The sequence below is a fragment of the Streptomyces adustus genome, from assembly GCF_009377175.1.
GTDB lineage: Bacteria > Actinomycetota > Actinomycetes > Streptomycetales > Streptomycetaceae > Streptomyces > Streptomyces adustus.
In genome coordinates this window covers 24735-42478 of record NZ_VJZD01000058.1, presented here as the reverse complement: position 1 = coordinate 42478, position 17744 = coordinate 24735, and the positions used below count along the sequence as shown (strand labels likewise).

The 17744-nt window shown below is 72.9% G+C and carries 20 protein-coding genes; 7 read left to right on the top strand and 13 right to left on the bottom strand.

All coding sequences use genetic code 11. From position 1 onward, the window contains the following. The coding region (locus FNH09_RS17015; protein WP_162468701.1) for a zf-HC2 domain-containing protein at window positions 1–948 on the bottom strand (948 nt) is incomplete at its 3' end. Next, the gene (gene sigE / locus FNH09_RS17010) at window positions 945–1646 is read right to left on the bottom strand and encodes an RNA polymerase sigma factor SigE (RefSeq protein WP_162468700.1); all 702 of its coding nucleotides are present in this window, start codon (window positions 1644–1646) and stop codon (window positions 945–947) included. The genes FNH09_RS17015 and sigE, both read right to left, overlap by 4 nt. Window positions 1647–1941: 295 nt before the next feature. Here sigE and FNH09_RS17005 point away from each other — a divergent pair, with 295 nt between their 5' ends. Beyond that, window positions 1942–2592: an O-methyltransferase gene (locus tag FNH09_RS17005; RefSeq protein WP_152888702.1), complete on the top strand. Its 651-nt coding sequence runs from the start codon at window positions 1942–1944 to the stop codon at window positions 2590–2592. A gap of 177 nt (window positions 2593–2769) precedes the next feature. Here FNH09_RS17005 and FNH09_RS17000 read toward each other — a convergent pair whose 3' ends face one another. Further along, on the bottom strand, window positions 2770–2937 hold the full coding sequence (locus FNH09_RS17000; protein WP_003966491.1) for a DUF3117 domain-containing protein: 168 nt from the start codon (window positions 2935–2937) through the stop codon (window positions 2770–2772). A gap of 384 nt (window positions 2938–3321) precedes the next feature. On the opposite strand from FNH09_RS17000, the gene chcB reads away from it, so the two are divergent. After that, window positions 3322–4125: a 2-cyclohexenylcarbonyl CoA isomerase gene (gene chcB / locus FNH09_RS16995; RefSeq protein WP_152888699.1), complete on the top strand. Its 804-nt coding sequence runs from the start codon at window positions 3322–3324 to the stop codon at window positions 4123–4125. An 80-nt stretch (window positions 4126–4205) separates the two neighbouring features. Here chcB and FNH09_RS16990 read toward each other — a convergent pair whose 3' ends face one another. Then, the gene (locus FNH09_RS16990) at window positions 4206–4784 is read right to left on the bottom strand and encodes a DNA-3-methyladenine glycosylase I (protein ID WP_162468699.1); all 579 of its coding nucleotides are present in this window, start codon (window positions 4782–4784) and stop codon (window positions 4206–4208) included. Further along, window positions 4781–5128, bottom strand: a complete 348-nt coding sequence (locus FNH09_RS16985) for a DivIVA domain-containing protein (protein WP_152888720.1) — start codon at window positions 5126–5128, stop codon at window positions 4781–4783. The genes FNH09_RS16990 and FNH09_RS16985 overlap by 4 nt, the downstream gene beginning before the upstream one ends. A 131-nt stretch (window positions 5129–5259) precedes the next feature. Here FNH09_RS16985 and folP point away from each other — a divergent pair, with 131 nt between their 5' ends. Next, window positions 5260–6120, top strand: a complete 861-nt coding sequence (gene folP / locus FNH09_RS16980; protein WP_152888697.1) for a dihydropteroate synthase — start codon at window positions 5260–5262, stop codon at window positions 6118–6120. A gap of 244 nt (window positions 6121–6364) precedes the next feature. On the opposite strand, the gene FNH09_RS16975 is transcribed toward folP, so the two are convergent. Further along, the gene (locus tag FNH09_RS16975) at window positions 6365–7126 is read right to left on the bottom strand and encodes an LOG family protein (protein ID WP_152888695.1); all 762 of its coding nucleotides are present in this window, start codon (window positions 7124–7126) and stop codon (window positions 6365–6367) included. 137 nt (window positions 7127–7263) lie between these two features. After that, window positions 7264–8343 carry a succinyl-diaminopimelate desuccinylase gene (gene dapE / locus FNH09_RS16970; RefSeq protein WP_152888693.1) on the bottom strand — a complete coding sequence of 360 codons (1080 nt, stop codon included), beginning with the start codon at window positions 8341–8343 and terminating at the stop codon, window positions 7264–7266. A gap of 84 nt (window positions 8344–8427) precedes the next feature. Here dapE and FNH09_RS16965 point away from each other — a divergent pair, with 84 nt between their 5' ends. Both FNH09_RS16965 and FNH09_RS16960 read left to right on the top strand, forming a co-directional pair. Further along, on the top strand, window positions 8428–9456 hold the full coding sequence (locus FNH09_RS16965; RefSeq protein WP_162468698.1) for a heavy metal transporter: 1029 nt from the start codon (window positions 8428–8430) through the stop codon (window positions 9454–9456). A gap of 356 nt (window positions 9457–9812) precedes the next feature. Further along, window positions 9813–10250: an ATP-binding protein gene (locus tag FNH09_RS16960; protein WP_152888691.1), complete on the top strand. Its 438-nt coding sequence runs from the start codon at window positions 9813–9815 to the stop codon at window positions 10248–10250. A gap of 91 nt (window positions 10251–10341) precedes the next feature. On the opposite strand, the gene FNH09_RS16955 is transcribed toward FNH09_RS16960, so the two are convergent. Beyond that, a complete protein-coding gene (locus FNH09_RS16955; protein WP_162468697.1) occupies window positions 10342–11439 on the bottom strand; it encodes a bifunctional succinyldiaminopimelate transaminase/glutamate-prephenate aminotransferase in 1098 nt (365 codons plus the stop codon). Between the two features lie 132 nt (window positions 11440–11571). Beyond that, window positions 11572–11892, bottom strand: coding sequence for a ferredoxin (gene fdxA, locus FNH09_RS16950; protein ID WP_007495984.1), 321 nt, complete (start codon window positions 11890–11892; stop codon window positions 11572–11574). Between the two features lie 141 nt (window positions 11893–12033). Here fdxA and FNH09_RS16945 point away from each other — a divergent pair, with 141 nt between their 5' ends. Together FNH09_RS16945 and FNH09_RS16940 are read left to right on the top strand one after the other, a co-directional pair. After that, on the top strand, window positions 12034–13062 hold the full coding sequence (locus FNH09_RS16945; RefSeq protein ID WP_162468703.1) for a GNAT family N-acetyltransferase: 1029 nt from the start codon (window positions 12034–12036) through the stop codon (window positions 13060–13062). A 17-nt stretch (window positions 13063–13079) separates the two neighbouring features. Beyond that, the gene (locus tag FNH09_RS16940; protein WP_152888687.1) at window positions 13080–13931 is read left to right on the top strand and encodes a transglutaminase family protein; all 852 of its coding nucleotides are present in this window, start codon (window positions 13080–13082) and stop codon (window positions 13929–13931) included. Window positions 13932–14195: 264 nt separating this feature from the next. Here the strand turns inward: FNH09_RS16940 and FNH09_RS16935 are convergent, their stop codons facing one another. Genes FNH09_RS16935 through FNH09_RS16920 form a run of 4 tightly spaced genes read right to left on the bottom strand, consistent with a single transcriptional unit; the run spans window position 14196 to window position 17696 of the window. Continuing rightward, window positions 14196–14810, bottom strand: coding sequence for a response regulator transcription factor (locus FNH09_RS16935; RefSeq protein WP_152888685.1), 615 nt, complete (start codon window positions 14808–14810; stop codon window positions 14196–14198). After that, window positions 14807–16003: a sensor histidine kinase gene (locus FNH09_RS16930; RefSeq protein ID WP_152888714.1), complete on the bottom strand. Its 1197-nt coding sequence runs from the start codon at window positions 16001–16003 to the stop codon at window positions 14807–14809. Before FNH09_RS16930 ends, FNH09_RS16935 begins: the two co-directional genes overlap by 4 nt. A gap of 5 nt (window positions 16004–16008) precedes the next feature. Continuing rightward, window positions 16009–16749 (bottom strand): ABC transporter permease, encoded by a 741-nt coding sequence (locus FNH09_RS16925; RefSeq protein ID WP_162468696.1) that lies wholly within the window; start codon window positions 16747–16749, stop codon window positions 16009–16011. Next, window positions 16746–17696, bottom strand: coding sequence for an ABC transporter ATP-binding protein (locus FNH09_RS16920; protein ID WP_152888683.1), 951 nt, complete (start codon window positions 17694–17696; stop codon window positions 16746–16748). Before FNH09_RS16920 ends, FNH09_RS16925 begins: the two co-directional genes overlap by 4 nt. Window positions 17697–17744 lie beyond the last annotated feature (48 nt).

The window sequence follows — 17744 nt, the reverse complement described above, 5'->3', positions numbered from 1 at the left end:
GGGGACGGGTGCGGCGAGCAGTCCGGGGGCGGTGGGCGCCGCGGACCACGCGGTGAGGGCGATCGGTGTGGCCACGGTGAGCGGACGTATCAGCGGGGACATGGCGGCGACGCCGGCCACCACCGGGGCGGTGAGCGCGTGCACGACGTCCTCGCCCGCGCCGGGCGCCTGCGCCCCGGGCAGCAGCGGCGCCGCCGACCCGGTCGGGGCGAGCGGGGTCTGCTCCGACGCCCCCGTCCGGCCCTGCCCGACGAGCGGCCCGAACCCGCGGCGCCGCTGGCCCTCGGAGACGCCCGTGGTCGACGTGCCCGGGGTGCGCGCCGGAGTGACGTTGCTGCCGCTGCCGGAGCCGCCGCGGGCCTCCGTGGCCGTGCCGCCCGGCGCACCGGTGGTGACCCCGCCGAGCGCCACCGCGGCGAGCGAGACCGCACCGGCGGCGACGAACGCGAACCGCAGCCCGCGCGAGGCGGACCGCTCGGCTTCGCCACGGCCCACCGGATGGATCCGGAAGCCGCGGTCGGGGGAGCCGGACGGCAGCACGGGACCGTGATCGCCGGAGGGGACGAAGCCGAAGTCGAACGGGTCCTCGCGCCGGACACCGAAGACCCCGGCCCGGCCGGCGAAGCCTCCGGAGGCACGGCCGGCGAAGCCCCCGAAGCCGCCCCCGCCGAGCGGCGGGGGTGCGTCGCCGGGGTCGCCCCCGGGAAGTCCCTGGAGCCGGGCCAGGAAGCTCTCGGAGGGGGCCGGTGGGGCCACTTCCGCGAAGACGTTCTTCAACCGGCGCTGGGCGTCGACCTCGGTCTTGCACTTCGGGCAGGTCGCCACGTGCGCCAGCACGCGCTCGCGCGCGTCATGACCGAGCTCTCCGTCCACCAGGGCGGAGAGTCGGTCTCCCAGGTGCTGCTCGGCCAGGAGCCGTTCGGTGGGGATGGGTCGTGATCCGGTCACGCGGTCGCGCCCCCTCCCCCCAGAGCGGGCACCCGGGGGACGAAGGAACGGCGCTCGGCGCGCGCCTGGGGCGAGCGGTGCGCCAGGGCCTTGCGCAGCTGGGAGCGGCCACGGTGGATCCGCGAGCGGACCGTGCCGAGCTTGACGCCGAGGGTCGCGGCGATCTCCTCGTACGACAGTCCTTCGATGTCGCACAGGACGACCGCGGCGCGGAACTCGGGCGCGAGGGTGTCGAGGGCCTGCTGGACGTCCGCGTCGAAGTGCGCGTCGTTGAAGACCTGTTGCGGGGACGGTTCGCGGCTGGGCAGCCGCTCCGCCGCGTCCTCGCCGAGGGCGTCGAAGCGGATGCGCTGCTTGCGGCGGACCATGTCCAGGAAGAGGTTCGTGGTGATGCGGTGCAGCCAGCCCTCGAACGTGCCCGGCGAGTACGTGGACAGCGAGCGGAAGACGCGGACGAAGACCTCCTGGGTGAGGTCCTCGGCGTCGTGCTGGTTGCCGGTGAGGCGATAGGCGAGCCGGTACACCCGGCCGCTGTGCATGCTGACGATCTCCTCCCAGGTGGGCGGAGTCCACGCCTGCCCGTCCGCGTCGGTGGAGAAAGTCGCGGTCTGGGTCGTGTCAGCGGCATGGCTGGGGTCAGCAGCAGTGTCGTTCACGGATTTCGGCCCGCCCGACGATCCGAGGAAGCGCCTCAGCACTCCCCCCCGATCCACAGGCTCAGCCGCACCTCCCCTGTCGGCTCTGGTGGTGTCCAGTGGAGCCCCTACCATAGCCACCTCGCCCGTTAGCTCCGGATAAGCGGTTTTACAAGAATTTGATCTGTGCTGGCACGGCTCATACGGCTGCGTGAGCACTTGCCCCTCGACCTGCTTGTCGCGCGGTCCGTCGTCGTGATCCAACCGTGTCCCCCCGCCCGTCTGCGCCACCTCTATAAACGCCCGGTCCCATCTGCGGGTTCCCGGCGGCAACGGATACAGTCACGCCCAGGCAACCATGGGACAGGAGAGGGTCATCACCGGCAACCGGCAGACGAGCTGGGCGTTCGCCGACGCCTATGTCGCCGAGGACGAAGCACTGCGCTGGGCCCGCGACCGGGCCCGCGAAGCGGGGCTGCGCTCGGTGTCGCCCGGCACGGGCGCCGCGCTGCGGTTGCTGGCGGCCTCGGTGGACGCGAAGGCGGTCGCGGAGATCGGCACCGGGACGGGTGTCTCGGGCATCCACCTGCTGCGCGGCATGCGGCCGGACGGCGTGCTGACCACCGTGGACCCCGAACCGGAGCACCAGCAGTTCGCCCGGCACGCCTTCCGCGCGTCGGGCTTCGCCAGCAACCGGGCCCGTTTCATCCCCGGCCGCGCGCTGGACGTCCTGCCCCGGCTGGCGGACGCCGGCTACGACCTCGTCTTCTGCGACGGCGACCGGCTGGAGTTCCTCGACTACCTAGCTGAATCGTTGCGCCTCTTGCGCCCCGGGGGCCTGGTCGTCTTCGAGGGCGTCTTCGCCAACGGTCGCACGGTCGACTCCGGGCCGCAGCCCACGGAGGTCATACGGATCCGGGAGCTGCTGCGCGACCTGCGGGAGATACCGGAACTGGTGCCGTCGCTGCTCCCCGTGGGCGACGGCCTGCTGTGCGCGGTCAAGCGCTGACGTACGCCCGCCCGCACCGCACGGCCGCGGCACCCGCAGGCCCCCGGCCCGCCGACGACACACCCATCGGCCCTCGGCCCGCCGAAGACGCAGCCACACCCGCACCCGCAGCGAACGCAGCCGCCCCGGCACCGAAGGGGCACCGGGGCGGCTGAAAGAGTACGGTCGCTTTCGCGCTCAGCCGACGACCTTCTTGAGGGCGTCGCCCAGCGCGTCAGCTTCGTCAGGGGTCAGCTCGACGACGAGTCGACCGCCGCCTTCGAGCGGAACGCGCATGACGATGCCCCGCCCCTCCTTGGTCACCTCGAGCGGGCCATCACCCGTTCGCGGCTTCATGGCCGCCATGCTCGTTCCCCTTCCTGAAACCAGCTCATCGTCAAAGCCGACGGCCCCTGGGAGGGCACGCGCAATCCTCAGCGTGGGACGCACGACACCGGCATCGAACACATTGCTTCCAGGCCATTATCCCGCATCTCAGGACCCGATGACCAACATCAGTCGGCATCGCTTGGGCAACGCGCGCGAGCAAAACCACTCAATTCGGCGATGTGACTGCGATACTGCTCCGCTGCACGGACGCCGCGCGACCGGAAACCCGTCGGAATTTCTTTGACGCAGGTCACACGGACGCTCCGGCGCACAGCCGGTGATCTCCGCCATGCTGTCCTTCGGACACCTGACGTACCGGCCGGTACGTCCTCACAGCGACACATCCGGAGGGGTTCCGCCATGGCCGACACCGTGCTCTACGAGGTGAGCGACGGGCTCGCGACGATCACCCTGAACCGCCCCGAGGCGATGAACGCGCTGAACGTCGAGGCCAAGGTCGCCCTCCGCGACGCGGTCGAGGCCGCGGCCGCGGACGGCGCCGTACGGGCCGTGCTGCTGACCGCGGCCGGCGACCGCGCGTTCTGCGTGGGCCAGGACCTGAAGGAGCACATCGGGCTGCTGATGGCCGACCGGGAGACCGGCTCGGACCGGACCATGAGCACGGTCAGGGAGCACTACAACCCGATCGTGCGGGCCCTGGCCGGGGCGCAGAAGCCGGTGGTCGCCGCGGTGAACGGGGTCGCGGCCGGGGCCGGTTTCGGATTCGCGCTGGCCGCGGACTACCGGATCGTGGCGGACACGGCCGCGTTCAACACCTCGTTCGCGGGCGTCGCCCTGACCGCGGACTCGGGCATCTCGTGGACCCTGCCGCGGGTGGTCGGGCCGGGTCGCGCCGCCGACCTGCTGCTCTTCCCGCGCGGTATCAAGGCACAGGAGGCGTACGAGCTGGGGATCGCGAACCGGATCGTGCCGGCGGCCGAGCTGCGCGCGGAGGCCGAGAAGGTGGCGCGGGCGCTGGCCGAGGGGCCGACGGTGGCCTACGCGGCGCTCAAGGAGGCCGTCGCCTACGGGCTGAGCCACTCGCTGGACGAGACCCTGGAGAAGGAGGACGAGCTCCAGACGCGGGCCGGGTCCTCGGAGGACCACGCGATCGCGGTCAAGGCGTTCGTCGACAAGGAGAAGCCGAAGTACCTGGGCCGCTGAGGCCGCCCGGCCGCGGGCCGGTCCGGCGTCGGAGGGTGGGCGCGCCCGGTCGTGGGCACGCCCGGCTCCGGCGGGCGGGCTCAGCCGCGGCGGGCGGTGCAGTCCGCGAGATGGTCGTCGACCAGTCCGCACGCCTGCATGAGCGCGTACGCCGTGGTCGGCCCGACGAAGCGCAGGCCGCGCTTCTTCAGGGCCTTCGACAGGGCCGTCGACTCCGGGGTGACCGCCGGGACGTCCACCAGGCCCTCGGGGGCCGGGCGGGCGGACCGGTCGGGGGCGTGCGACCAGATCAGCTCGTCCAGCTCGCCGGGGGCCCAGTCGGCCAGGACGCGCGCGTTGGCGATCGTGGCGTCGACCTTGGCGCGGTTGCGGATGATGCCGGTGTCGGCGAGGAGGCGTTCGCGGTCGGTGTCGGTGAAGCCCGCGACCTTGGCGATCACGAACCCGTCGAAGGCGGCCCGGAACCCCGGGCGGCGGCGCAGGATGGTGATCCAGGACAGGCCGGACTGGAAGGCCTCCAGGCTGAGCCGTTCGAAGAGTTCGTCGTCGCCGTGGACCGGGCGGCCCCACTCCTCGTCGTGGTAGGCCACGTAGTCGGGGGTGGACAGGGCCCAGGGGCAGCGCAGCAGGCCGTCCGGGCCCGCGATCGCGTCGCTCACCGGTGGTCCTCCTCGTCGGGCTTGTCCATGGAGATGCGGGGCCCGGCCTGGGCGCCCGCCAGCGCGGACTCCAGGTCGGCGATCCGTGCGTCGCGCTCGGCGAGTTCGGCGCCGAGGCGGTTGAGGACGTCGTCCACGTCGGACATGCGGTAGCCGCGGGCGGCCAGCGGGAAGCGCAGGCTGTCGATGTCGGCCCGGTCGACCGGGCGCTGCGGGGGCAGCGGGTCGTGCAGCCGCTCGGGCGCGGCCTCCGGCAGCGGGCCGGTGCCCTCGCCGCCGCCGACCACGGCCAAGGTCACCGCGGCGACCACCACGGCGAGCGCGACCACCAGGAAGAAGAACATAACCATCGCTGGGTCCCCATGCTCGGTGTGCTCGGTGTCGAAAGTGTCAGGGTCCGATCGTGCCATGCGAATCTGACGGTTAGGGTCGCAGGCGGCCGAAGACCAGGACGTACTAGGAGAGGTCACAGGGGATGCTCAGGCTGGGCAGGCGTGAATTCGACGCGCACGAGCCGGTGATCATGGCGATCGTGAACCGGACCCCGGACTCCTTCTACGACCAGGGGGCGACCTTCCGGGACGAACCCGCCCTCGCGCGCGTGGAGCAGGCCGTGGCGGACGGCGCGGCGATCATCGACATCGGCGGGGTGAAGGCCGGGCCGGGCGAGGAGGTGACGGCCGCGGAGGAGGCACGGCGGACCGTCGGCTTCGTGGCCGAGGTGCGGCGGCGCTTCCCGGACGTCGTGATCAGCGTGGACACCTGGCGGGCCGAGGTCGGGGAGGCGGTCTGCGCGGCGGGCGCGGATCTGCTGAACGACGCGTGGGGCGGGGTGGACCCGGGGCTCGCCGAGGTCGCCGCGCGGTACGGGGCGGGGCTGGTGTGCACGCACGCGGGCGGCGCGCAGCCGCGGACCCGGCCGCACCGGGTGACGTACGACGACGTCATGGCCGACATCCTGCGGGTGACCGTTGGACTGGCCGAGCGGGCGGTGGCGCTGGGGGTGCCGCGGGAGTCCGTGCTGATCGATCCGGGGCACGACTTCGGGAAGAACACCCGGCACAGTCTTGAGGCGACCCGGCGGCTCGGGGAGATGGTCTCGACGGGGTGGCCGGTGCTGGTGTCGCTGTCCAACAAGGACTTCGTCGGGGAGACGCTGGACAAGCCCGTGAAGGAACGGGTGCTGGGCACGCTGGCGACGACGGCCGTGTCGGCGTGGCTGGGCGCGCAGGTGTACCGGGTGCACGAGGTGGCGGAGACCCGGCAGGTGCTGGACATGGTGGCGTCGATCGCGGGCCGCCGGGACCCGGCGGTGGCCCGACGCGGCCTGGCCTGACCACCCCGGGCCGCGCCCGGCACATGGCCGGGTCCCTTGCGGACGGTCGGGCCCCGGCGAGGGCGGGCCTCGACGACGGTCAGACCTCGACGACGGTCAGGCCCCCGTGGACGGTCAGGTCCCCGTGGACGGCCGGGCCGCCGGCCGGCGGGCAGGCCTCGACGGACCGGGCGGCCCCCGACGAATCGTCAGGCCCCGGCGGGCGGGCGAACCGCCGCCGGGGCCGTCGGGCTCGGGTCCGGGCTCAGTGGCGGCCCGCCTCCTTGGAGACCAGTGCGACCGCCTCGTCCACGTCGTCCGTGACGTGGAAGAGGTTGAGGTCCTGCTCGGACGCCTTGCCCTGGGCGATCAGGGTGTGCCTGAGCCAGTCGACCAGGCCGCCCCAGTAGGTGCTGCCGAACAGGACGATGGGGAAGCGGGTGACCTTCTGGGTCTGGACGAGGGTCAGGGCCTCGAAGAGCTCGTCCAGGGTGCCGAGGCCGCCGGGCAGGACGACGAAGCCCTGCGCGTACTTCACGAACATCATCTTGCGGACGAAGAAGTAACGGAAGTTCAGGCCGATGTCGACGTAGGGGTTGAGCCCCTCCTCGAACGGCAGCTCGATACCGAGGCCGACCGAGACACCGCCCGCCTCGGACGCGCCCTTGTTCGCCGCCTCCATGGCGCCGGGGCCGCCGCCGGTGATGACCGCGAAGCCCGCGTCCACCAGGCCGCGGCCCAGCTGGACGCCCGCGTCGTACTCCAGGCTGTTCCTCGGTGTGCGGGCCGAGCCGAACACGCTGATCGCGGGCGGGAGTTCGGCGAGCGTGCCGAAACCTTCGATGAACTCCGACTGGATGCGCAGCACCCGCCACGGGTCGGTGTGGACCCAGTCCGACGGGCCGCCCGCGTCGAGGAGCCGCTGGTCCGTCGTGCTCGCCGTCACCTGGCTCCGCCTTCGGAGGACGGGTCCCAGTCGCTGTTCCTCCGGTGGCTGCTTCTTGCCCTCGGGGTTCCCGGTAGCCATGTGCGCTCCCTCCGCGGTCGGGACATCCCCCGCTCCGGCCGGACCGGAGTCGGGGGACAGGTCTTTCCACCTCAGCCTAGATCTACGCGGGTTACGTACGGGGGACGTCGGCATGTCCTGCGTGGAGCGGCGGCCCCTCAGTCCGTCAGCCAGGCGCGCAGCCGCTCCTCGCCCGCCAGGATCTTGTCGATATCCACCCGTTCGTCCCGCTTGTGTGCCAAGTGGGGGTTTCCGGGGCCGTAGTTCACCGCCGGGACGCCGAGCGCGGAGAAGCGGGAGACGTCCGTCCAGCCGAACTTGGGCTGCGGGGTGCCGCCCACCGCCTCGATGAAGGCCGCCGCGGCCGGGTGGGACAGACCGGGCAGCGCGGCGCCGCTGTGGTCGTCGATCACGAACTCCGTCACCCCGCAGTCCGCGAACACCTCGCGGACGTGGGCGACGGCCTCCTCCTCGCTGCGGTCGGGCGCGTAGCGGAAGTTGACCGTGACGACGCATTCGTCGGGGATGACGTTCCCGGCCACTCCGCCGGAGATGCCCACCGCGTTCAGGCCCTCCCGGTACTCCAGGCCGTCGATCACCGGCCGGCGCGGCTCGTAGGAGGCGAGGCGGGCCAGGATCGGGGCGGCCGCGTGGATCGCGTTGGACCCCATCCAGCCGCGTGCCGAGTGGGCGCGCTCGCCCGCCGTCCGCAGCAGGACCCGCAGGGTGCCCTGGCAGCCGCCCTCCACCTGGCCGTCGGACGGCTCCAGGAGCACCGCGAAGTCACCTTCCAGCCACTGCGGACGGTGCTCCGCGACGTGCTTGAGGCCGTTGAGCTCGGCGGCGACCTCCTCGTTGTCGTAGAAGACGAAGGTCAGGTCGCGGTTCGGGGACGGGACCGTGGCGGCGATGCGCAGCTGGACCGCGACACCGGACTTCATGTCGCAGGTGCCGCACCCCCACAGCACGCCGTCCTCGTCGAGGCGGGAGGGGACGTTCCCGGCGATCGGCACCGTGTCGATGTGGCCGGCCAGCACGACCCGCTCCGGACGCCCCAGGAAGGTGCGGGCGACCACGTTGTTGCCGTAACGCTCCACCGTCAGGTGCGGCAGGGTGCGCAGCGTCGTCTCGATCGCGTCCGCGAGGGGCTTCTCGGTGCCGCTCTCGGACCGGAAGTCGACCAGCTGCGCGGTGAGCCGGGCGGCGTCCGACGTGAGGTCAAGTGGGGTATCGGCCATGGCGCCGACCCTAGCGCGCCGGACCCTCCGCCCACTGTCCACACCCGGCGCGGCGGCCCCAGGGGCCTCCGCTACCTTGTACGAGTGCCAGAGCCGTCCCCCACCTCCCCCAAGCGCCGCGGCCGTCTCCTCCGTTTCGGAGCGGCCGTCGTGGTCCTGTGCGCGGTCGCCGGTTATCTCGCGGTCCAGTACCTCACCGGAGGCACCGGCGGCCCCGGCTGCCGGGTCGTCTCGGGCCAGGGCGATCCCGCGGTCTACGAGTTCACTCCCGAACAGGCGGTGAACGCGGCGACGATCTCGGCGGTCGGCACCGACAGAGGGCTGCCCGAGCGGGCCGTGACCATCGCGCTCGCGACCGCGCTCCAGGAGTCGGGGCTGCGCAACATCGAGCACGGCGACCGCGATTCGCTGGGTCTGTTCCAGCAGCGGCCGTCGCAGGGGTGGGGCACCGAGCAGCAGATCATGGACCCGACGTACGCGGCGGGCGTCTTCTACGAGCACCTGGTCAAGGTCTCCGACTACACGGAACTCCCGCTCACCGTGGCCGCGCAGCGGGTGCAGCGCAGCGGCTACCCGGAGGCGTACGCCAAGCACGAGTCGGACGCCGCGCTGCTCGCCGCCGCCCTCACCGGGCGCACGGCGGCCACCCTGACCTGTGACGGCCGTCAGACGGCCGCGACCGCCGCCACGGCCGCGGGGCCGAGCGCGGTCCGCACGGCGCTGGTACGGGACTTCGGGCGCGAGGCGTTGCAGGAGGCCGGCGCGGAGGTGGACGGCAAGCACGGCAGCAAGCACGGCGGCGGCAAGGCCACGTCGGCGCCCGTGCCCGAGGTGAGCGCCGCGGCCGACGGCCGGACCGTGACGGTGCCCGTGCCGAGCGGCACGGGCGACGCGGCGGGGCGCAGCACCGACGAGCGCGGCTGGCAGATCGCGCACTGGGCGGTGGCCAACGCCTCCGCGCTGCACATCTCGCGCATCTCCTACGCCGGGCGGGAGTGGACCGCCGGGACGACCGACAGCCGGTGGCGCACGGCCAGGACTCCGGCCGCCGACACGACCGAGACGGAGCAGGCGGCCGGGGGCTCGATCCGGATCGTCACCGCACCGCAGTAGCGGGCGGCGGACGGCGATCAGGGGCACCGCGCAGCCGTACGGGGCTTCACCCGCGCGGGTTGTGCGGGGCGGCCGGGGACGAACCCCCGCGCGGGCCCGCGTGCCGGTCCGTCCCGATACGCCGCATCCCTTGCGGCCCAAGGGCCTTGCGGTTCAGCCGAGTTGCAGACCGTGCGACCTTTGCCCGATTTTATCCGTACCTGATAATGCGATGCATTGCGAATTCTTTGCGCGGGACGTCCGCAACCTTCGCGGGCTTCGAGCGGTAGTCAGGGGGACCGAGCCCGGTCGATCAATCCCGATCAACTAACGGGTCCGGTCGGACACTTCCCTGTTCTCTCCCTCGAAGGAGCATCATGTCCCTGCCTCTGACCCGCCGGATCGCCCGTGTCGCGCTGCTGGTCGCAGCGGGAGCGGCTGCCGGGGTCGGTGCGGCCGGCTCCGCGAGTGCGGCCGCCGAGCTGCCGGCCACCCCGAACCTCGGCGGGCTGACCGCCCTGGACGGCGCGAACCTCGGCAACACGATCGACGGCGCGGCACACCACGTCACCGCATTCACGAACGAGACCGACGGCAAGGCCGCCAAGAAGGCGGCGCCGACCGCGGGCAAGACCGGTGGGAAGGCCGCCAAGAAGGCGGCGCCCGCGGCCCACAAGGGCGCGGGAGCCGGCGGGGGCGTCCTCGGGCAGGCGACGTCGGCGGCCACGAAGGGCGGACTGCCCACGGACTCCCTCACCAAGGGCGGGCTGCCGATGCAGACGCTGCCGCTGAAGGGGCTGCCGCTGGGCGGCTGAGCCGACACCGCACGGCGACGGGGTCCGGGGGAAACCCGGACCCCGTCGCCGTGTCCTGTCCGCGCGCCGGGCCGCGGGGGCCCGTCGGCGGTCAGCGTGCCAGTCGCTCCACCGCGGCCCGTACCCGCTCGTCCGTCGCCGTGAGCGCGACCCGGACGAACTTCTCGCCCGCGGTGCCGTAGAAGTCCCCGGGGGCGACCAGGATGCCGAGGTCGGCCAGCCGGGACACGGTGGTCCAGCAGGACTCGTCCCGGGTGGCCCACAGGTAGAGGCTGGCCTCGCTGTGCTCGATCCGGAAGCCGTTGCCCAGCAGCGCGTCGCGCAGCAGCGTGCGCCGGGACGCGTACCGTTCGCGCTGCTCACGGACGTGGACGTCGTCGCCGAGCGCCGCCACCACGGCCGCCTGCGTCGGGGCCGACGTCATCATGCCGCCGTGCTTGCGGATCTCCAGCAGCGGGCCGAGGACGGCCGGGTCGCCGGCCAGGAAGGCCGCGCGGTAGCCGGCCAGGTTGGACCGCTTGGACAGCGAGTGGACCGAGACGATGCCCTCGTACGAGCCGCCGTTGACGTCCGGGTGCAGGACCGAGACCGGCTCCGCCTCCCAGCCCAGCTCGATGTAGCACTCGTCGGAGAAGACCAGGACGCCGTGCTCGCGGGCCCAGGCGACGATCCGGGTGAGCTCCGCCTTGTCCAGCACCCGGCCGGTCGGGTTGGACGGCGAGTTCAGCCAGAGCAGCTTCAGCCCGGCCGGGTCCAGCTCGGTCGGGTCGTCGTAGACCTCGTGGTCCGCGCGGGCCAGGCGGGCACCGACCTCGTAGGTCGGGTAGGCCAGGCGCGGGTACGCCACCCGGTCGCCGGGGCCCAGGCCCAGCTGGGTGGGGAGCCAGGCGACCAGCTCCTTGGAGCCGACGATCGGCAGGACGTGCCGGTGGGTGACCCCACGGGCGCCCAGACGGCGCTCCAGCCAGCCCGTGAGCGCGTCCCGCAGCTCGGGGGTGCCCCAGACCGTCGGGTAGCCCGGGGAGTCCGCGGCGGCGACCAGGGCCTTCTGGATCAGCTCGGGGACCGGGTCGACCGGGGTGCCGACGGACAGGTCGACGATGCCGTCCGGATGCGCGGCGGCCGTCTTCTTGTACGGCTCCAGCTTGTCCCAGGGGAACGTGGGCAGCCGGTCGGAGACTGAGGACACGGGAATCTCGCTCACTTTCTCGAACGCACGGCCCCCGCGAACGGCAAACGCCTCGGCCCCGTACGGCGTGATCGGGCGGCGATCAGGCCGTACGGAACCGAGGCGGCACGGTGTTGCGGGCCGCTTGCGGTGTTACTCGGCCTGCGGCGGCAGCGCGGCGACGAAGGGGTGGTCGCGCTCGATCAGGCCCAGCTTGCTGGCGCCGCCGGGAGAGCCGAGCTCGTCGAAGAACTCGACGTTCGCCTTGTAGTAGTCCTTCCACTCCTCCGGAGTGTCGTCCTCGTAGAAGATCGCCTCGACCGGGCAGACCGGCTCACAGGCACCACAGTCGACGCATTCGTCCGGGTGGATGTACAAGGACCGCTGGCCCTCGTAGATGCAGTCGACCGGGCACTCCTCGATGCACGCCTTGTCCTTCACGTCGACACAAGGCTGCGCGATGACGTAGGTCACGCTGTCGTTCCTCCTCGATAGGGCGCTGGCGGGCCTCCTACAGGCTCCGCCGCCTGGCGCGCGGGAGCGCGGCGTCGTCGATGCCCGCCCCTAGTATCTCCGTTCTTGGGCATGATCCGAACAGGAGGGGTGAACCGACCTGTGGAAATCTCGGCCGCCGGTCGTCTGGAGGTCCGCATCACCGCCGCTGACGTGGGCAAACGCGTCTCTGTGCGACGGTTGACCGACCCCGGTGACACCGGAGGGAAATTCACCGACACGGTCGGCGTTCTCACATCATGGGACGACGCTGTGGTCGTGATCACACGACGGGACGGCGAAGTCGTACGGATCCCGCGGTCCGCGCTGGTCGCGGGGAAGGTGGTGCCCGCCGCGCCGGCGCGGCGTCGCGGCCCGGCCGCGTCCTACGAGGAGCTGGCCGGGGTCGCCGCGCGCGCCTGGCGGCCGCTGGAGAGCGCGCGGCTCGGCGGCTGGGAGCTGCGGGCCGCCGCCGGGTTCACCCGGCGGGCGAATTCGGTGCTGCCGCTCGGTGACCCTGGTCTCCCGCTCGACGAGGCGCTCACCGAGGTACGACGCTGGTACGAGGAGCGCGGCCTGCCCGCGTACATCCAGACCGCGACCGGCGCCGAGGGCACGGAGGAACTGCTGTGCGCGGAGCTGGAGCGGCGCGGGTGGGTGCGCGAGGTGAGCGCCGAGGTCTGGGCCGGGGCGCTCGCGCCGCTCGCCGACCTGGGCGAGCCGTCCGGGGTCGTGCTGTCCCGGGAGGCCGGTGAGGCGTGGCTGGCGCGCTATCAGCGCAAGGGAGTGAGCGACGTGGCCTTGACCGTGCTGGCGAGCGGGCCCTCGGTGTGGTTCGCGACCGTGCCCGGCGAGCGGGCGGACCAGCCGCCCGCCGCGATCGGGCGGTGTGTCGTCGACGGGCGGTGGGCCGGGTTCGCCGCCGTCGAGGTCGACCCGGCGCTGCGGCGGCGCGGGCTGGCCACCGCCGTGATGGCCGCGCTGGCCCGGCGGGCCCTCGACGAGGGCGCCTCCGCCGCATGGCTCCAGGTGGAGACGGACAACGCCGGGGCGCGGACGCTGTACGAGCGGCTGGGCTTCGCCGCGCACCACGCCTACCACCACTACCGGGCGCCGGCCGGGTCCGACGACGGCCGGTACGGATCTCCGTGAGCGGGCACGAGCCTGCCATGCGCCATCCGTTCCCCCCGCCGCCCGAACGCTCGGCCGCGCTGCGTCTGCGGTTCGCCGAGGAGGCCCGCTGCGAGAAGCCCGACCTGTCGGCGCTGTGTCTGCTGCTGGGCGCGGTGGCCGACGGCACGCTCGACGAGGCGGGCATGGACGCGGCGCAGATGGAGCTGGACCGGCTGGCGGGCCAGCTGCCGTTCCGGCCGGGCGGGCCCGCGGCCTGGGCCCGTGCGCTGCGCTCGGTGCTCGGGGAGCGCTGCGGGTTCGGCGGTTCGCCGGCCGACTACCAGTGGCTGGGCTCGTCGCTGCTGCACGAGGTGCTGCGCCGGCGGCGCGGACTGCCGATCCTGCTGTCCGTGGTGTGGATGGAGGTCGCGCGCCGTGCGGGCGCGCCGGTGTACGGGGTCGCGCTGCCGGGACACTTCGTCGTCGGGTTCGGGCCGCAGGACGAACAGGTGCTGGCGGACCCGTTCGACGGGGGGCGGCTGCTCAGCGGGGCCGATGCCGAGCTGCTCGTCGTGGGGGCCACGGGGGCGCGGCTGACGCCGTCGATGCTGACGCCCGCGGACCCGCTGGAGGTGGTGGGCCGGGTCCTGAACAACGTCCGGGCGTGGGCCTCGGCCCGGCCCGAGCGGTCTGACGTGGCGCTGTGGGCGGTGGAGCTGGCGCTGCTGCTGCCCGCGCATCCGGCGCGGCTGCGGTACGAGCGGGCGCAGATCCTGGTGCAGCGCGGGGACTTCGTGGCCGGGGCCGCGGAGATGGAGGTGTACGCGGACCTGGTGGACGTGGTGGACGCGTCCCTGGCGGAGAAGGTGCGCGGCCAGGCGACGGCGGCCCGCGCCCGCCTGAACTGATCCCCGGCCCCTCCCCGGGACCACCGCCCGGCCCGGTCGCCCCGGCAGCTCACGCCCGGCAGCCCTGGCGACCCGGCGATCCGGCGGTCGGCAGTCGGCAGTCGGCAGTCGGCAGTCGGCAGTCGGCAGTCGGCAGTCGGCAGTTTCGCGGCCCGGGAGCCCAGCGCCCCGGCAGCCCGGCAACCGCCGCCCGGCCCGGCGCCCTGAAGCTCGGCGACCGATGACTCCGCAACCCGGCGGCCTCGCGGCCTCGCGGCCCAGTCGCTACAACCAGCCCTTCTCCCGGGCGGTGCGTACTGCTTCCGCGCGGTTGCGTACCGCTAATTTCTGGATCGCCGTGGAGAGGTAGTTGCGGACCGTGCCCTGGGACAGGTGCAGGAGCTTGGCCAGTTCCGCGTTGGTGGAGCCGTCGGCCGCGGCGCGCAGCACCTCGCGTTCGCGGTCGGTGAGGGGGTTCGCGCCCTCGGCCAGCGCGGCCGCCGCGAGGGTGGGGTCGATGACCCGCTCGCCGGCCAGCACCTTGCGCACGGCCTCGGCGAGCTGGGCGGCGGGGGCGTCCTTGACCAGGAAGGCGTCGGCGCCCGACTCCATGGCGCTGCGCAGGTATCCGGGGCGGCCGAACGTGGTGAGGACGACCAGCTTCACCCGGGGCAGTTCCCGGTGCAGCAGGGCCGCCGCCTCTATGCCCGTCGCGCCCGGCATCTCGATGTCGAGGAGCGCCACGTCCACGTCGTGCGCGCGGGCCGCCGCCAGGACCTCGTCCCCGCGCGCCACCTGGACGACGACCTCGATGTCGTCCTCCAGGCCGAGCAGCGCGGCCAGCGCCTCGCGGACCATCGACTGGTCCTCGGCCAGCAGAACCTTGATCGTGTGGCTCATGCCCCGGATCCTATGTCCGGCCGGGATGCGGCCGGGACGCGGGCGACCAGACGGAACCCGCGCTTGAGGGGACCCGCCTCCAGGGTGCCGCCCGCCTTCTCCAGACGCTCGGTCAGACCCGTCAGGCCGTTGCCGGGAACCTTCCCCGAGCCGCCCTGGCCGTCGTCCTCGACGGAGAGTTCGAGGACGGGGCCGTCGAGGGTCTGGCGGCGCAGCAGCTCCACCGTGCAGCGCCGGGCTCCGCTGTGCCGTACGACGTTGGTGACCGCCTCGCGCAGCGCCCAGGCGAGGGCGGCCTCGCCCTCCTCGGGGACGCCGTCGAGGTCGGGGGCCGGGGGCAGCCCGGCGGTGACACCGGCCGCCGTCAGGGCGACCTGGGCGCCGGCGAGCTCGTCGGCGAGGCGGGCCCGGCGGTAGCCGGTGACGGCCTCGCGTACGTCGACCAGGGCCTGGCGGCTGACCTGTTCGATGTCGGCGATCTGCTGGGCCGCCTTGTCGGGGTGGCCGGGAAGCATCCGGCCGGCCAGCTCGCTCTTCAGCGTGATCAGCGAGAGCGAGTGGCCCAGCAGGTCGTGCAGGTCGCGGGCCAGGCGCAGCCGCTCCTCGTTGGCGGCGAGCTGGGCGACGGTGGCCCGTGCCTGGCGCAGCTCCACCGTCGTACGGACCAACTGCCGTACGCCGGTCATCGCGAAGCCGATGAGGACGACGAGCAGGACCAGGTTGCGCGCCTCCTCCTCGCCGCCGTGCAGGCCGACGAGGAGCATCACGACCGCGGTCAGCGGGATCGTCCAGTACGAGACCCGCAGCGGGAACGTCGTCCCGCAGGCGACCGAGACGTACACGAACAGGCCGAGCCAGGGCGTCCCGAGCGTCAGGCACAGGACCACGGCCAGTGCGCCGAGGGCGACCACCATGAGGGCGACGGCCAGGGTGCCCGTGTAGGCCTTGCCCATGTGCCGGAAGACCAGCGCCAGATAGACCGCGACGAAGGCCGTGAGGCCCGCCCAGCCGGCCCACGTGGCCGCGGGCGTGTGGTCGCCCGAGACGAGGTCGTGGACCGGCGAGCTGAGGAACACCAGCCAGATGACTATCCACACCGACTTGCGCAGGGCCTCACGGAGGGTGCGCGGGGACTCCCCCAGCCGCACGATCCGGGCCGTGCGGGCCTCGTCGGGCAGCGGGTCTTCCGTCATGGCACTCACGCCTTCAGCGTGTCCTTCCGGTACAGCCAGGCCGCACCGCCGGCGAACAGGACGAAGAAGACGGCGAGGATGGTGACGTCCCGGGCGTGCGGAACCTGGCTCTGCTCGATCGCCTGTCCCATCGCAGCGTACGCGTGCGTGGGCAGCCATTCGGCGATGTCCTGCAACCACTGCGGGAAGGTCGACGACGGCATCCACAGGCCGCCGAGCATCGACAGGCCGAAGTAGGTGATCATCGTGATCGGGCGGACCGCGTCCCCGCTGGCGAGGTAGCCGATGGCGACCCCGAGGGCGGCGAAGACGAGGCTGCCGGCCCAGATGGCGCCGGTGAGGGCGAGCCACTGCCAGGCTTCCAGGCGTACGTCCTTCACGGCCGCCGCGACGACGAACACGACGACGATGGACGGCAGGCTCACCACGGCCGCGCTGGCCGTCTTGGCGAGGACGTAGCCGCGGCCCGGCAGGGTGGTCAGCCGCAGCTGCCGCACCCAGCCGCTCTCGCGCTCCTTGGCGATGCGCTCGCTGTTGCCCATCAGGACGGCCGTCAGGGCGCCGAAGGAGGCCATCGAGACCATCATGTACGTCGGGAGGGTCAGCCCGGTGCCGTCGATCCTGGTCTTGCTGTCGGCCTGGCCCGCGATCAGCAGGAACAGCACGGACGGGTAGATCACCGAGAAGAACAGGAACTTGCGGTTGCGCAGGGCGCGGGCGAGTTCGAGCTTGATGAGGGCGTTCACGACTGCTTGGCCTCCTCGGCGGTGGTGATGGCGACGAAGGCCTGCTCCAGGCCGAGCCCGGCGACTTCGAGGTTGCGGGGGTAGACGCCCAGCCCGTACACGGCGTGGACGGTGGCGTCGGCGTCGGTGGACTGGATGCGGACGGTCCGGCCGCCGTCCTCGGCGGCGCCGCTCTGGGACACCTTGATCGAGGTGAGGAAGGGCAGGGCGCGCAGCGCGGTCTCGTCGACCGGTCCTTCGAGGTCGAAGGAGACCCGCCGGGCGCCGGCCTTCGCCTTGATCTCGGCGGCGGTGCCGTCCGCGAGCAGCCGGCCCCGGTGCAGCACGAGCACCCGGTCGGCGATGGCGTCGGCCTCTTCGAGGTAGTGCGTGGCGAACAGGACGGTACGGCCCTGGTCGGCCTGTTCGCGCATGGTGGCCCAGAAGGCCTGGCGGGCGGAGACGTCCATGCCGGTGGTCGGCTCGTCCAGGACGATCAGATCGCTGTCGCCCGCGGTGGCGAGCGCGAACCGGACCCGCTGGGCCTGGCCGCCGGAGAGCTTGTTGACCTTGCGGTCGGCGATCTGCGCGATGCCCGCCCGGGCCAGCACGTCGTTCGCCTTGTACGGCTTCGGGTGCAGGGCGCAGGCCAGCCTGACCAGTTCGCCGACCGTCACCTCGTCCATCAGGCCGCCGCTCTGGAGCATCGCGCCGACGTGTCCGGCGACTATGGCCTCGCGGGGGCTGGTGCCGAACACCCGGACCGAGCCGCTGTCGGCGTGCTTGAGGCCGAGCAGCAGATCCAGGGTGGTCGACTTGCCGGCCCCGTTGGGTCCGAGCAGCGCCACGGTCTCCCCCGGGTGCAGCTTGAGCGACAGGCCGTCCACGGCCCGTACGTCCCCGTAGCTCTTGCTCACCTGATCGAACGCGACCACCTCGGTGGCGGTTGCCTTCACTGTCGTCGTCATGGGCACCATCGTGGCGGCGACGGCCCCCGGCACGGCAGTGTCGGCGGT

Coding starts and splice junctions, on each gene's coding strand:
- FNH09_RS17000 (WP_003966491.1), bottom strand. CDS start 2,937: ATGGCGGCCATGAAGCCGCGAACGGGTGATGGCCCGCTCGAGGTGACC.
- FNH09_RS16940 (WP_152888687.1), top strand. CDS start 13,080: ATGCGCCATCCGTTCCCCCCGCCGCCCGAACGCTCGGCCGCGCTGCGT.
- FNH09_RS16920 (WP_152888683.1), bottom strand. CDS start 17,696: ATGACGACGACAGTGAAGGCAACCGCCACCGAGGTGGTCGCGTTCGAT.
- FNH09_RS16975 (WP_152888695.1), bottom strand. CDS start 7,126: ATGGCTACCGGGAACCCCGAGGGCAAGAAGCAGCCACCGGAGGAACAG.
- FNH09_RS16985 (WP_152888720.1), bottom strand. CDS start 5,128: ATGTTCTTCTTCCTGGTGGTCGCGCTCGCCGTGGTGGTCGCCGCGGTG.
- dapE (WP_152888693.1), bottom strand. CDS start 8,343: ATGGCCGATACCCCACTTGACCTCACGTCGGACGCCGCCCGGCTCACC.
- FNH09_RS16930 (WP_152888714.1), bottom strand. CDS start 16,003: ATGACGGAAGACCCGCTGCCCGACGAGGCCCGCACGGCCCGGATCGTG.
- folP (WP_152888697.1), top strand. CDS start 5,260: ATGCTCAGGCTGGGCAGGCGTGAATTCGACGCGCACGAGCCGGTGATC.
- FNH09_RS16935 (WP_152888685.1), bottom strand. CDS start 14,810: ATGAGCCACACGATCAAGGTTCTGCTGGCCGAGGACCAGTCGATGGTC.
- FNH09_RS17005 (WP_152888702.1), top strand. CDS start 1,942: ATGGGACAGGAGAGGGTCATCACCGGCAACCGGCAGACGAGCTGGGCG.
- FNH09_RS16960 (WP_152888691.1), top strand. CDS start 9,813: ATGTCCCTGCCTCTGACCCGCCGGATCGCCCGTGTCGCGCTGCTGGTC.
- chcB (WP_152888699.1), top strand. CDS start 3,322: ATGGCCGACACCGTGCTCTACGAGGTGAGCGACGGGCTCGCGACGATC.